The organism is Kolteria novifilia (assembly GCA_007748055.1).
Classification (GTDB): Bacteria; Planctomycetota; Planctomycetia; order Kolteriales; family Kolteriaceae; genus Kolteria; species Kolteria novifilia.
Map to the genome: position 1 here is coordinate 3,783,258 of CP036279.1, position 14,066 is coordinate 3,797,323.

Below are 14,066 nucleotides of genomic sequence, written 5' to 3' on the forward strand. Positions count from 1 at the left end.
GACTCCCATCACTACGATGGCTCGGTGCGAACTCCTACCTTGAGGACTCCTTGTTTTGAAGATTCTGATGTGCTCGTCCGAAGTTGCTCCCTTCGCCAAGACGGGCGGTCTCGCGGATGTGGTCGGGTCACTGCCGGCGGAGTTGTGGAATCTCGGACACGATGTGCGGATCGTCATGCCCTTCCACGGCTGCATCGACCGCGACCGATGGGAGATCCATCCTCGCGTCGACACGATTGGGGTTCCTCTCGGGTTCGGCGAACAGTGGTGCTCCGTCCACGAGACGCGACTTCCCGAGACGGACATTCCCGTCTACTTGATCGAACACCATCAGTACTTCGCGCGAGTCTCCCTCTACCAGCACGATGGGGAGGATTACGACGACAACGCCGAACGCTTCGCCTTCTTCTCGCGGGCATGCTGCCAATTGTGCAAGGCGATCGACTTCGCCCCCGACGTGATGCACGCCCACGACTGGCAAGCCGGGTTGGTGCCGGTCTACCTGAAGACCTGGGATGCCGATCACCCGCTGCTCTACAACACCGCGTCGGTGATGTCGATCCACAACCTCGGCTATCAAGGTGTCTTTCCCAAGGACCAGATCATCCATAGCCAGCTCGGCTGGGAGCGGTTCACGCCCGACGGCCTGGAGTTCTACGACCAGCTCAACTACCTCAAGCCAGGCATTCTCTACGCGGACAAGGTCTCGACCGTCAGCCCCACCTACGCTCGGGAGATCCAACTACCCGAGCACGGCTGGGCCCTCGACGGCGTCTTGCGCGATCGCTCCGCCGACTTGGTCGGCATTCTCAATGGATGCGACTACCGTGAGTGGGACCCGTCGAGTGACAAGTTTCTCGAGCGGCGGTTCGACGCGGGCGACCTCGAAGGCAAGCGATACTGCAAGGCCCAGCTTCAGCGAGAAATGGGCCTTCCCGTTCGCGAAAACGTGCCGATTGTCGGCATGGTGACTCGCTTGGCCTACCAGAAAGGGGTCGATGTCCTCGCTTCGGCGCTTCCGCGCATCTTCGACATGGACCTTCAGTTCGTCGTTCTGGGTACGGGAGAGGTCTGGGCCCACTTCTTCTACGGAGAGCTCCCCTCACGCTTTCCGGACAAGGCGGGAGCCTTCATTGGGTTCGATCTCGGCTTGGCCCATCTCGTGATGGCGGGATGTGACTACCTGCTGATGCCTTCGCGCTACGAGCCGTGCGGGCTGAGCCAACTCGCGAGCAAGCGCTACGGCACGCTACCGATCGTCCGCGCCACGGGTGGACTCGAGGACACCGTCGCCAACTACGACGAATGGACCGGCGATGGGGATGGGTTCAAGTTCTACGATCTATCGCCTGGGGCGATCGGCGATAGCATTGGGTGGGCGGTATCCACCTTCTACGATCGTCCTCATCATCTCGAGATGATGAAAGATCGCGCGATGCGGCAGCGTTACCTCTGGTCCGACGCGGCAATGCGGTACGAAGAACTCTACGGCTGGGCGATCGAACGACGACGCAGCTAGGCGGTCGATCATTTCGAACGAGAACGGCGTGGCACGGCCTGCGTGGTCCGACATCCCCCTTTTGGTCAGCCGCGACGGGAAGTGGGAGGCTGCAACGATCGCCCCCCCTGCTCCGGCGTGATCACAATCGTGAATCGAATCAACGGTGACTGATCCCGGTTGGGCCGCAACAGCTCATTCGGCTTCGCCGCCCACCCCGCGCCAGGCAACATCTCCGGCGACGCGGGTCGAGCATGAACCACCGTCGATTTCTCGGTACTGGGTAGCTTCAGCGAGCGGGCCTTCGCCGCCAAGCGACGTTCGGCCTGTCGGCGCCCTGGCTCGACCACGGGCGGAGCCACCACCAACTTTTCGACGCGCGGGACCGCACGCATCCGCGTCATCGACGAGTCGGGAGCCTCGACTTCGACCTGGGTGATCAGCATCCCCTCGCGTTCCTGGGCCCACAGATCCGCCAACGCGTAACTCAACTGGTCCGGCGAGGCGGTCACTTCGACCACGAGCGTTTCCGCGTGAAGGGTGTCCGGTCCGGACGAGGAACGAACGTCGTTCTGGAAGAAGACGACCCGAAGCCGATTGAAGACGCGCTCGACGTCGACACAGACCAACGTCACTTGCTGGTCGTCAAGTTCGACGACTTGCCCAGGCTGCATCAATGCCAACTCGTCGATCGGCAACCCAAGGTTCTTCGCCACTTCGACATCGTCAATCAGTTCGCTCTCGCCCCTCCCGCGAGTGGGAGGCTCGAAATCGATCACCGACTGTGAGGGCGCGACCCGGATCACGCCGTCCGGCTCACCCACGCCATTAGCTACCAATCGCGCCGCCCCGAGCGTGGACCGGTCGGCATCGACGAGTGCTCCGTCGGCCGAACCGCCTGGCTCCGCCTCGACTGACGGGACCGCATCCTCCAGAGCGAGACTCTCCGCGTCGCCTCCTTCGACGACGAGCCCGCCACCGGGGAACGCTATCCGCGTCCGTGGCAAGTCCTCGATCGTCGGCGGCAAGAGTCCTCCATCGGCCAAAGGTGGCGACGAATCGTGCCTGCGATTCGGGAGCGAGAGCAACAAGACAAACGACGCCGCGAGGGCCGAAAAACCCGCAACCAACGTCCAGCGACGTGAACCCGTCGTGGGCGAGGTTCCCGCTGGCCGACGGCGTCGTTGCAGCCGAGCGGAGAGTCGTTCGAGCACGGCCTCGGGCACCGGCTGAATCGGAAGGCTCGCGAGCAGACGGCTCAACGACGAGACCTCGTTGGCCTCGAGAACATCCTCTGGAGACTGGTCGAGGCGTTGGCGAAGCTCGGCCGCCTCTTCGGGAGCGAGTTCGCCGTCGACCATCGCGGCCACGAGTTCCGGATCGGATGCCTGCGAGATCTCCGACGACTCCTCGCGAGTAACCGCCGCGAGCCGCTGATCCAACGACGCCCTGACCGCGCTCGGTACCGGAACCACCGGCAGCGAGCCGAGGTGATCGCGCAGATCGTTCAGCTCGGTAACGACATCGCGCGCGTTCTGACCATCGGGACGTTCGAGCACGCTTGCTTGAAGCGATTCGCCATCGGCCGAGGAAAGCTCCCCGTCCAACAGCGACGCGATCTCCTGCTCGATGAAGGGACAGGGATCGCCCTCGAGCATCTCGTGCAAGCGGGCGATCATCGCCGTGGGCGCACGTTTGCACCGAAGAAGGCTCAGCATCGACTTGATACGGCGGATATCCGAAAGGTAAGCGCGCGCGGCGGGGTCCTCGAAGAGAGCCTCGACTTGGAGGCACTCCTCGTGACTCAATTCGCCATCGAGATATGCGCCGAGCAGCGGCTCCATCTCGTGCGTGCTCATGTTACCCTTCCGCCACTAGAACACCGATTTCACCATCGGCAGCTTGGTCTCGCCGACTCGCCCAATTCCCAGCTCTTGCTAGAGCGAACCTCTTTCCAACATCGGTTTGAGCCGGTCGCGCATTTCGCTTCGCGCTCGGTGCAGCCGACTGCGGACCGTCCCGATCGGAATGTCCAGGACTTCCGCGATCTCTTCGTATCGCAGCCCCTCGATGTCCTTCAAGACGAGGATGGCCCGAAAACTCTCGGGGATGTCCGCGAGAGCCTGTTGGACCAGCTTGCGTTTCTCGCGAACCTCAATTCCCGCCGAGGGACGGTTTGATTCGTTGGGATCGGGTAGGTCGTACGATAGCAACGACGTGTTCGAAGCGGTCGCTCGCGGGCGGCGTCGACGCTGGTCGGTGAAGACGACGTTGATCGCGATGCGGTAAAGCCAGGTGTAGAAGGCCGAGCCTCCCTGGTACTGCCGTAGCGCCCGGAATGCCCGAACCATCGCCTCCTGAAAATACTCCGCCGCATCCTCTTCGCGGCCGACAACCCGAAAGAGCATATTGTAGAGACGGTCCTGGTACGGCTGAATCAATTCGCCGAATGCCTCGGACCGGCCTGCTAGGCACTCATCGATGAGTGTCTGATCACGCTCTTTCACCCACTCTCTCCCATCACCCTTTGGACGCTGTTTCCGTACGCGTGGTTCCCCAAATCCAACTCGCGGACGGAAAAGGACTCCGAAAAGTCGGGAATCGACACCGCCCGTCGTAACCTCTTTGCATCTCAGGTATTAGGAAGACCCCAATCTTCCCCGCGTCGGCCCCAAAAGAAGAACGATCGCTACGACTTTTGCTTGAGAAATCCGGTTGCCCCTGTCCGTTTGATGGTTTTCGCCGATTGTGACGGTCCTGACGCTTTTCTCCTCAAGCAATCCGGCCGTGCGACTCGATTCATTACTTGGAGCTTCGCGGCCCAGGAGGAGAGCCTCTCCGCGACGCGACCGGGAGACGCTGAAATGTACTTGCAGTTCTTCGGACTCGGGCAACGACCCTTTCCAAGCACCCCAGACACGGCTGCTTTTGTTCCGACGCCCGGACACGAGGACGCCTTCAACGCGATGCGCGATGGGATCGAACAGGGAGACGGCTTCGGGCTGCTGCTGGGCACGCCGGGAAGCGGCAAGACTCTCCTGTGTCGACGGCTTCTCGAAAGCCTCGATCAATCCTATGCCGCCGCGTTCGTCACCAATACGCATCTTCCCTCGAACCACGCCCTGCTCCAAGCCTTCCTTTACGACCTCTCTCTCCCCTATGAGAGCAAAAAGGAGCAGGAATGCCGACTAAATCTGACCGACTTTTTAATGGAACAGTTCAGCAAGGGTAGCCGAACCATCCTCTTCGTGGACGAGGCCCAGCACCTCTCCGCCAAGAACCTCGAAGAGCTGCGGATGCTCACCAACCTCGAGGGACGCAGCGCCCGCGCCCTGCACGTCGTGCTGTTCGCCCAGTTCTCCCTGGTCGAGACTCTCTCCTCGCCCGAGTTGGAATCCTTCCGTCAGCGAATCTCGCTGGTACGGGAACTAGCTCCGATGACCGACGAGGAGACCGCCTCCTACATCCACGCTCACCTCGAGCGTGTCGGCGGAGCCTCGGAGTCGATAATGACCGCCGAGTCGCTCGCGGATGTCTTCGAGATCTCCGGAGGTATCCCGCGTCGCGTCAATCAGCTCTGCCAACGAGCCCTCGAGCTCTCTTACCGGGCGGGATCGGGAACGATCGACTCGCGATTCATCCACGAGGCCGCGGCGACCTTGGGGATCTCCGCCCCTGAGGAACCAGTCGAGACCGAGTTCGAGCCGCAGCCCGAGTCCCCCGACAAAGCATCCCACCACGCCGAGTCGAGCTTGCCGTCGGTTTCGGACACCGAGGAGGATGACTTCGCCGACGAGCTGCCCGAAGAAGAACCCTGCGTGGTCGAAGTGGGTGTCGGTGTCAGCGAGGACGAAGAGGACGAGTTCGACGACGTCGTGATCGATGCCGATCGCGAGGCTCGCCTTGGGGCCCTCGGCGCCGCTCCCGAGTCGAAGAAAGCCAAAGACTCTTTGCCGACCTACAGTACCGATGCCTCCACCGAGTCCTCGAAAGCGTCCGCCACCAAGGGAAACGTCTCGGTGCCATCCGGCCAGAAGAAGAGTTCACGGGTTTCGTCGCTCTTCAGCCGGTAGAGTGGCGGTTAGGAATTGGGGAAGAGAGCACTCCGCGAGCTTTCGCTTCGTCAAGAACCCAAAGTGGGGGCCAACGCCCCCACTGCCTTCCTGATCGTGATGTCGAACCCGAGATCGTCTACTTGACGATCACCGGCATCGAGAGTTCCTCAATCGGCTCGAAGTCCAGCGCCTGGCCGGCTTCGACCCCGCACTCCTCGCAAGGAGCCTCCGCCTCGCACGCGGCACACTCTTGGCAGGGAGCTTCGACCGGGCACTTCTTCCAGACCTTCGACACGATGACCTTCGGCGTCTTGACCGGAACGAGCATCGTCACCTCGACCTCTTCCCAGTCCTGGTAGAGGTACTTCTCTTGGTGAACGTCCTCGACCTCGATCAAGGTCCACTCAAGAGTCGGAACCAAAATCGGCACCATTTCCTTGACCAAGCAGGTCACGACCCGCGGCACCATCTCGGTGTAGCTCTGCGAGCAGCCGCACTCGTCGATCACGTGGTGACAGATTTCGATCATGTCGTTGTGCGTCTCTTGCTTATAGCAAGGCGTGGGGCACTCGCGCATCGTCGTGAAGGCGAACGGCTTGCACGTCTTGCAAGAGACGTCGCGAACCTTTTCCTTGATGACGGGTCGCTTAACCTTCTTCTTGATCTCCTTGTACTCAACCGTGAAGACCGTCTGCTCCGTCTCGCACAGCTTCCACTCGTAACAGGCCGAGACGCGGTGCTTGGGCGACTTGTAGCACTTGGGGCCACAAATCTTCTTCGAGCAGCACTTGTCGTGATCCTTGAGCTTGTAGTGCTTGGGACCACAGGCCTTCTTGTCGTGTCCCCCCGCGATCCCTTCGCTGGCGCTCAAGCACAGCGACAATAAGGAGAGCGCGACTCCCTTCCAAACGTGTCGATCCATGTTGACAACTCCTTTGTCGCGGGGCGAACCGCCGTGAGCCATGTCTTCGAGTTCGGTCCCGGGCCCCTTCCTCGGAAGTGGCCGAACCGAGCTTGCGATGTTTTCCCTAACGATCGAGGTGGCCGCGCAACGGCGAGGCCCCTTGTTCTTTTCAGGTCGACCATCCCCGCGAGCAACTCGATCGAAGATGCCGGCCACTTCCCGGCTCGCGTCCGATTCTCCCCCACTTGTAGGCCCTGTCCCAACTACGGCAACTTTGACGGATCGCTCGCGTCGCGACGGGCAATGGTTCCCTGTCAAAGCTTGAGGATTGCGCCGGAAACGACCAACGTTCCGACACCCTTCCTTTAACGCGACCCGAGCAAGTCGTTTGACTTTCAAGCAGTCTTGACGTTGGACCGATTCAGGAAGTAGCCGTCGTCCCCACACCATGGACGAAGTCCCGAGGCATTGGTGTCGGGATCCTTGGTACGGCGAGTGTGGACCAAGACCAACAGGGGAATCGACTGGTACGGGCGATCATCCTCCTAGCGTGGGAAACCGCCGCGGAAACGAGGCAACGGGACGTTTGCGAGAAAGAACGCCCTCGTTCGCTCGGAAGGTGATGCCGAAAACACCCAACAAAGGAAGGATCCTTTGATGATGAGAAAAGCACTATTAGCGGCCGCTCTGTGCCTTGTGACTACGCTCCCGACCTATGCGCAGGAACAAGCCGTGGCGGGCGCGACCACCGTCAACGTCAGCAAGAAATGCTGCTCGATCTTCGACTTCCTTGGCATCGGCCAAGCCTTCGACTTCATCAACGAGAACATCTTCAAGAGCGCCCTCGGCCAGGCCGCCAACCGGGTCCTCGGCCCCGTCGGCCGCGCCCTCGGCTTGGGACCGTCGCTCCTCTCCGACAAGTTCGCCAACGAGCCGGGAGCCATGGGGCTCGCCCACAAGCTCAAGAAGGAAGAGCTCAAAGCGCCCTTGAAGGTCAAGGCGATCGAGTACCTCGGCACCCTCGATTGTAACTGCTACCCGGAAGTCGTCGACGCCCTGCTCGCGTCGCTGGACGACTGCACCGAGGTCGTACGTTTCGCGGCCCTCAAGGCCCTTCGCAAGCAGTGCGGCAAGAAGCACTTCTCCCACTTGCACGGTCACAAACAAAGCTGCGAGTGCGAGTCGGAATGTCGCTGTGACTGCCGCGGCTGTCAGTGCCAGCGGAAGGTCATCGAACGGCTCAACGATCTTCTGCTCGAGCGGGACGAGACCGGCTGCCTGAAGGAGAAGTCGCACCGCGTTCGCGAACTCGCCACGATCATGATCGAGGAATGCCTCTCGAAGCGTCAACCGCCTCCCGGCATGTGCATGGACGAACCCGCCGAGGAGGTCAAGCCGGCCCCCGAGAAGAAGCCGACGCCCGATCCCGTGCCGAAGGCCAAGCCCGATGTCGCTCCCAAGGCCGTTCCGGACACAACGACGACCAATAGCCCTTCGTCGCTCGGCTCTTGGCTTCGCTCCTGGTCGCGTGCCAGCAAGTCGGATGAGCCGGCCGAGCAAGTGACCGAGACGGTCAGCCACGAGGTCGTCCAGGAGACGCCCGCGCCTACCGCCACCGCCGTCACGCACACGGCGGGCTATCGTGGGGTTCCGCGGGAGCCGGTGGAGGCCGCCGTCGAGACCCGCGTCGAGACCCGCGTCGAGGAGCCACTCGTTTCGGAAGTGATCGAGGAGGAATATGTTCCGGCTCGCCATCGTCGTGGCAGCGCCCGTCCGCGTTTCGGTAAGCGGACCTTCGGTAGCCGCTGCCGGGCTTGCGAGCGTCGCGAAAAGCTCGCCGAGGTCGAAACCGACGAGGCCGCGCCGCGGGTCTCCGGCGAGGTCGCGCTCATCACCGCCGAGGTCGTCGCCGAGGAGGGAATCGTCATCGAGTCTCCCGAGCGTCAAGCCAAGCAGTCGGGCTCTCCGAAGAGCCGCCGTCATCTGCTCGGCGAGATCTTCGGCTACTAAGCCGCCGACTCGATCCCTGTCTACGAAGAGCCCCCGACCTCTCCTCGGGGGCTCTTCCGTTTCTTGACGGGTAGGCAGCCCATTGATCTATTCGCTGCCGGCTACGAACGGTCCGCGAGTGCCCTGTTGGGCTAGGCTTCGTCTCAAGAGTTAATCGTCGGCCCGAGGCACAGCGAGTTGGTGGGGGACGAGGTGGTCGAAACAGGCGAATCCATTGGATTCGTCGATGCAGACCGACAAAGTCTCGCGGCAACTTGGCCAGCCGAAGCCAGAGCCGATTTTTGAGACGGAGCCTAGTTCGCTCCATGAAGCCCCGTCTACCTCTCGAGCGGGAGCTTGCCAAAGAAATGGCGTTTCACGCATGCCCTTGACGAACATGGGCATGGTACCCGAAAGGTCTTTCGGCAATGAACCAACGAATCGGGAGCCAAGACCGTACAAGAGCAAGATCACCCTCGAGGGAACACGCCATGAAACAAGTCTTCGAGAGTCTCGATCGATTGGTGGAACGTGTCGCGGGTCATGCCCACTGGCTCCTGCGGGTCGGGCTTGCGGCGTCGTTTCTCTCGCACAGTTTGCCCCGTTACGGAGCGCTCGATGCGTTCGCGGAACGGATGGACCTGCCCTACGGGGCCGCGGTGATGGCGACGATGGTCGAAACCCTCGCGGCGATGGCGATTCTCGTCGGCGGTTTCGTTCCGGGAATGCTCGGCCATTGGATCACGCGTTTGGGCGCCTTCGCGTACGTCCCGATCATGGCGGTCGCCATTCTCACGCAGCACTGGGGCCGTTGGAGCTTCACCCCCGCGCCCGACTATCCTCTCGGCGGCGCCGAGTTCCCCACCATCATGCTGCTCACCGCGACCTATTTGGGGATCAAGGGCAATAGGGCGTAACGAAACCCGGACGCTACCGTCACTCACATGATGGAAACGACAAGCGAGTCCATCTCCTAGCCGCGATCGCGGCGGCATCACGTAGCCAGGTACGTGAGTGCCAGGTATCAGTCAGCCCCAGATCAGAGCCCCGTAGGGGCGGCGCTCCTTCCAAGCGTTCAGAGTCCCGTTTCGAGCGGTCCGCCGTCGTCGCGTTTGCCGAGACTCTGGAGGATCGCGATGTCGGCCGCATCGGAGAGGAAGTGAACGGAGCCGTCGGCCATCGCGAGGTTGGCGCCACCGGGATGGAAACTCCCCATTGCCCGGTTCACCACGCCCCAGACGTAACTGACCTTATTGGTCGCCGCGGGAATCACCCCCGCGTTGAGCGGATCGAAGTCGCGTTCGGGTTGGTTGATCGGTTCGCTGAAGGCAACGGCCTGTGGATCGGGACCAGTCGCGCCGTTGCGTGCGGTCGTCGCCCAAGTGCGCGCGGCTCCCGCCTGTGACGCGGCGGCCCCGGTCACCCGGGAGATTTGATACTTCGACTCTCCCAAGAGCGCCGTTCGCGAGGTCCCATCGGTCGCATCCTCAAGGCCGTGGCTCGAGTTGACGTACATCAGCCCGTTGTCCCAGAGACCACGCAAGACTCCCGAGTGGAACGAACAGGCCTCGGCACTCGTACCCCCACCCATGACCGCGAGATAGTTGTTTTCGTTCTCTTCGGTCGCGGAACTGGAAACGGGATTGGTCGGGCAAACGTAACTCCGATTCAACTCGTTTTGCAGGTCGCGGTTGACACCGTAACTCGTGCCCGGCGAGGTAAGATAGGGCGTGAAGCTCACGTTGAGATTGAAGCGATCGTAGCGCTGCTGCTGGTCGAGATAGGGCAGCACCAGGACAGTCCATGGAGCCTGCCCGTTCCCTTCGGAATCGACGCTGTAGCCCAGCCCGCCGGGACAATCGAACGGCAACTTGTTGACGGCAGTGGGCGGTAGGACGCTGTGAGCGTCGGCGTAGTTGTGCAGCGCGACGGCGAGTTGTTTGAGTTTGTTGGTGCACTGCATCCGCCGGGCCGCTTCCCGGGCCTGCTGAATCGCGGGAAGGAGCAGACTGACCAGGATGCCGATGACGGCGATCACGACCAGTAGCTCCACGAGGGTAAAGCCGAATCGACTCGTTCGTTTCATGATGATCGTGACTCCAAAACGGACTCGGATGGCGAAAGCATCGTTGGGCAGGTAGTCCCCAACCGGACTTGGCGAAAACGCCTCGACAAGAGGAAGGCATCGCCGGTTCCATCTCTCTTCGCCTCGGGTGCCAACTCGCGGCGCGACCCGTCGGACGAATGGGCCGACATATGCAGGATGTTACCACAGGTTCGTCCGATCGGAAACGGCTACTCACGAACCGTAGTAGACCTCGACGGGCGTGGGGATCCGGTCGCGGACTTGCTCGGCGATGGCGTCGACTTCGTCGCAGGGAAGCGACGTCACGTAGTCCTCGGCCGGGCGCCGCGCGACGGTGTAGACCTGAATCAACTTGAGTTTGCCCCCCCGTCGCAAGAGCCCCGAGAGACGCTCGACATACGACGCGATCTCCTCCTCCGAGGGTCCTACGCCATCGACGCGCACAAAGAGGCTTTGAATCACCAACGGATGCTGACGAGCGACAAGACGGATATTGTTGAGGATCTGCTCAAAGGGGATCGGCGTGCGGTCGACCAGGCGAAAGTAGTCCGCCGTGCCCGCATCGAGCTTGGCCCAGATCTCGCCCCGATGCTCCATCAACACCTCGATCGCCCGGGCGACGACGGGGCGATGGAACATGCTGGCGTTGGTGATCAATACCATCCGCACTTCGTCCAATCCACGCCGGCGCTTGATGCCGGCCACGGTGGAAACGATCTCGTCAATGTTCCGAAACGTCGTCGGTTCGCCGTCGCCGGAGAAAGCGATGTCGTTGAGTCGCCTCAGGGGCTCCGGGACGCTCGCGAAGGCCTCGTCCTCGAAGAGCCTGCCCGAGGCGATCCAATCGAGGGTCGTTTCGAGTTCTTCTTTGAGCTGGTCGGTGGCGACGAAGCGAAGGTCCGAGTCCTCGCGGCGATCGACTTGGCAGTAGATACAGTCGAAGTTGCAGATCTTGTCGGGGTTGAGATTGATCCCGACGCTGATGCCCTTCGAACGTCTCGACAGCACGGGGTAGACGTAGCGGTGGGAACGAAAGGAGCGCGGATGAGCCTGATGTTGTTCCAGAATCGGTAGGGGCTGAGAATCCATGGGGGCGTCGAATCCAATTGGGGCAGGCTGTCACGTTGCCACGACTACATGCTACGGAACTCCTCGGAGAGGATCGCTTTGACGTCAGCGATATCGTTTGCTTCGACAAGACGTTGGCCAACCTGCCGAGGTTCGCTCGGCAACTGCAAGCTGGCGAACATCGTGCGCACTTGTTGAACGTGCCCCGGCGGCAAGCTGAGGGCGTCAGCACCCAGCGAGTAGAGGGCGAGAATGCCGTCAAGATCGCTGGCCGCCTCGCCGCAGATCGTGACCGGCTTGCCGGCGGCGTGAGCGTGTCCGATGACCCGCCAAACGAGGCGCAAGTAGCCCGGCTCCAGTGGCGTCTTCAAATCGACCAGCCCATCGTCGGATCGGTCAATTCCCAGAAGCGAATGCAATAGGTCGTTGGAGCCGATCGAAAGGAAGTCGATGCGCGGGATCCAAGCCTCGGCCATCAATGCGGCCGCCGCGACCTCGATCATGATGCCGACGGGCACCTCCTCCGCGAACGCGACCCCCTCCTCGCGAAGGCTCTCCCGGGCCTCGTCGAGCAGAATCAGCGCCCGATTGAGTTGCCGCTGGGTCGTAATCATCGGAAAGAGGATCCGGACCGGCCCCCCCTTGCCCGCGCGGAGGATCGCCCGAAGCTGGGTCCGAACCACATCTTGAACGTGCGGTAGTTGGTCGACGAGTCGCCATTCCCAGCACTCGCGGGTCAAGTCGGCGATCCCGTAGAGCTTCTCCGAGCGCAAGTCGAGTGTTCGGATGGTCATCGGACGACCGTTGAGCTCGCCGATCATCTTCCGGTAGACTTCGTACTGCTCCTCCTCGGTGAGGAACGACCGCCGCGCCAGCTCGAGAAACTCGCTGCGATAGAGCCCAACCGCCTCGGCGCCGCATTCGATGCTTCGCTTGACTTCGGGGAAGAGGTTGACCGTCGTCTCCAACCGGATCGGCGTCGGCACCGGTTCACCATTCGACTCGGGCGCCGGCAGCGAGCGCTGTTCGGCCAGTTGCCTAGCTAAGTCGCGATGGGCGTCGGTCGGCGAAAGGTAGACGAGCCCCATCTCCGCATCGACGAGAATTTCCGCCCCAGCACGAACGTAGGAAAGCAGCCGATCAACTTGGGTAAGCATCGGGATGCCCAAACTTCGCGCGAGGATCGCGACGTGGCTGTGCATTCCCCCCTTCTCGACCGCGATTCCGCGGACCCGACTGAGGTCGCAACTGAAGAGTTCCAGCAGGGAGACTTCGTGGCCGACGACGATGGCGTCATCGGACTGCTTTTCGTCCGATTTGGGCAGCGCATGGTTCAAAATGCGCCGAAAAACGTCCTTAATGTCGTAAATTCGCTCGTAAAAGAACGGATTCTCGAGCTTTTGGAACGCTTTGAGGTACTGATGGGCGACGCTGACGACCGCTCGCTCCACCGAAGCTCCGTTGTCGACAAGCCGCACTAAATCCCGCTGAACCGAGGAATCCTCAAGCATCAGTCGCTGAGCTTGCAGCAACGCCCCGAACTCCTCGCCGAGCAATTCCGCCAGGTGTCGCGAAGCGCGATCGAGGTCGGCTTGACCGTCGGCGATCGCCTTAAATAGAAGATCGCGTTCCTCTTGCGCCGGACCCGGTGACCGCGTGACGATGTCTGGATCGGCGAAATCGAAGGCCTCGAACCGGATCGCTCGACCGATTCCATACCCAGGGCAAGCGATCACTCCTTTAAGCGGGGCTGCCGGAATCGTCGGCGTTTCGTGGGCATTCCCCTCGGCCTGGCGCCGAACACCCTCGGAAAGCTGCTGGGTGAGCTGCGAATTGGCGACGAGAATGCCTAGCTGCGCGGCAACCGCGACGAGCATCCGGACTTCGTTGGCCGAGTATTTTCGCTGTTCGACGTGCTGGACAACGAGGACCCCCTGGACGACCCCACCCTGAATCAGCGGAACGCCGAGGAACGACTGGTAGGCCTCTTCCCCCGCTTCGGGAAAGTAGCGGTAGCGAGGGTGCCGACTCGCATCATCCACCGAGACGGGAGCTTTTCGCTCGGCGACCAGGCCAACGAGTCCCTCCGTCACCGGCATCTTGACTCGGCCCACCGAATCGGGCGCCAATCCGACCGTTGCGCGCAGCGTCAGTTCCCGCGCCCCGGTGTCGAGCGTGTAAACCGAGCTAACGTCTGTCCTAAAACGGGTTTGGATATGACGAACAATATTGTTGAGCGTCTCGTCGAGGTCGTGGCTGTTGGACACGAGATCGCTCACCTCACCAAGCGTGAGGAGAAGCATCGTCTCTTGTTGCGTATCCGGAATCTCGATCAACGGTCTTCGATGTTCCTTTGCTGGAGGTGGCGCGGTCCCCGAGGCGGCATCACAAAGTGACAGCAACTGTCATGCCGTCCCTTGGCCGCCGAATACTCGAATAAGGTGCTCCATTCGTATGGATCTAACA

General features: G+C 61.6%; 10 protein-coding genes. 4 read left to right on the plus strand and 6 right to left on the minus strand.

What is annotated here, in order from left to right; translation table 11 throughout:
• Positions 1–67 precede the first annotated feature (67 nt).
• Entirely contained in the window at positions 68–1,519 is a 1,452-nt protein-coding gene (locus Pan216_RS13765; RefSeq protein WP_145263962.1) for a glycogen synthase, read from the plus strand.
• A 65-nt stretch (positions 1,520–1,584) separates the two neighbouring features.
• On the opposite strand, the gene Pan216_RS13770 is transcribed toward Pan216_RS13765, so the two are convergent.
• Complete coding sequence (locus Pan216_RS13770) at positions 1,585–3,357, minus strand: anti-sigma factor family protein (RefSeq protein WP_145258542.1); 1,773 nt, start codon at positions 3,355–3,357, stop codon at positions 1,585–1,587.
• 78 nt (positions 3,358–3,435) lie between these two features.
• Complete coding sequence (locus Pan216_RS13775) at positions 3,436–4,005, minus strand: sigma-70 family RNA polymerase sigma factor (RefSeq protein WP_419193639.1); 570 nt, start codon at positions 4,003–4,005, stop codon at positions 3,436–3,438.
• Between the two features lie 357 nt (positions 4,006–4,362).
• On the opposite strand from Pan216_RS13775, the gene Pan216_RS13780 reads away from it, so the two are divergent.
• Positions 4,363–5,571 carry an ExeA family protein gene (locus Pan216_RS13780; RefSeq protein WP_419193640.1) on the plus strand — a complete coding sequence of 403 codons (1,209 nt, stop codon included), beginning with the start codon at positions 4,363–4,365 and terminating at the stop codon, positions 5,569–5,571.
• A 118-nt stretch (positions 5,572–5,689) separates the two neighbouring features.
• Here the strand turns inward: Pan216_RS13780 and Pan216_RS13785 are convergent, their stop codons facing one another.
• Positions 5,690–6,475 carry a hypothetical protein gene (locus Pan216_RS13785; RefSeq protein ID WP_145258545.1) on the minus strand — a complete coding sequence of 262 codons (786 nt, stop codon included), beginning with the start codon at positions 6,473–6,475 and terminating at the stop codon, positions 5,690–5,692.
• Between the two features lie 639 nt (positions 6,476–7,114).
• Here Pan216_RS13785 and Pan216_RS13790 point away from each other — a divergent pair.
• A complete protein-coding gene (locus tag Pan216_RS13790) occupies positions 7,115–8,467 on the plus strand; it encodes a hypothetical protein (RefSeq protein WP_145258546.1) in 1,353 nt (450 codons plus the stop codon).
• A gap of 470 nt (positions 8,468–8,937) precedes the next feature.
• Entirely contained in the window at positions 8,938–9,363 is a 426-nt protein-coding gene (locus Pan216_RS13795) for a DoxX family protein (protein WP_145258547.1), read from the plus strand.
• A gap of 158 nt (positions 9,364–9,521) precedes the next feature.
• On the opposite strand, the gene Pan216_RS13800 is transcribed toward Pan216_RS13795, so the two are convergent.
• From Pan216_RS13800 to Pan216_RS13810, 3 genes are all read right to left on the minus strand, one after another.
• Positions 9,522–10,532 carry a DUF1559 domain-containing protein gene (locus Pan216_RS13800; RefSeq protein WP_145258548.1) on the minus strand — a complete coding sequence of 337 codons (1,011 nt, stop codon included), beginning with the start codon at positions 10,530–10,532 and terminating at the stop codon, positions 9,522–9,524.
• 213 nt (positions 10,533–10,745) lie between these two features.
• Positions 10,746–11,621, minus strand: coding sequence for a radical SAM protein (locus tag Pan216_RS13805; RefSeq protein ID WP_145258549.1), 876 nt, complete (start codon positions 11,619–11,621; stop codon positions 10,746–10,748).
• 44 nt (positions 11,622–11,665) lie between these two features.
• Positions 11,666–13,936, minus strand: a complete 2,271-nt coding sequence (locus Pan216_RS13810; RefSeq protein ID WP_145258550.1) for a putative PEP-binding protein — start codon at positions 13,934–13,936, stop codon at positions 11,666–11,668.
• Positions 13,937–14,066: the final 130 nt, after the last annotated feature.

Bases quoted from the DNA above. Each gene is read 5' to 3' on its own strand.
- Pan216_RS13765 (WP_145263962.1), top strand. From the start codon at position 68: ATGTGCTCGTCCGAAGTTGCTCCCTTCGCCAAGACGGGCGGTCTCGCG.
- Pan216_RS13770 (WP_145258542.1), bottom strand. From the start codon at position 3,357: ATGAGCACGCACGAGATGGAGCCGCTGCTCGGCGCATATCTCGATGGC.
- Pan216_RS13780 (WP_419193640.1), top strand. From the start codon at position 4,363: ATGTACTTGCAGTTCTTCGGACTCGGGCAACGACCCTTTCCAAGCACC.
- Pan216_RS13785 (WP_145258545.1), bottom strand. From the start codon at position 6,475: ATGGATCGACACGTTTGGAAGGGAGTCGCGCTCTCCTTATTGTCGCTG.
- Pan216_RS13790 (WP_145258546.1), top strand. From the start codon at position 7,115: ATGATGAGAAAAGCACTATTAGCGGCCGCTCTGTGCCTTGTGACTACG.
- Pan216_RS13795 (WP_145258547.1), top strand. From the start codon at position 8,938: ATGAAACAAGTCTTCGAGAGTCTCGATCGATTGGTGGAACGTGTCGCG.
- Pan216_RS13800 (WP_145258548.1), bottom strand. From the start codon at position 10,532: ATGAAACGAACGAGTCGATTCGGCTTTACCCTCGTGGAGCTACTGGTC.
- Pan216_RS13805 (WP_145258549.1), bottom strand. From the start codon at position 11,621: ATGGATTCTCAGCCCCTACCGATTCTGGAACAACATCAGGCTCATCCG.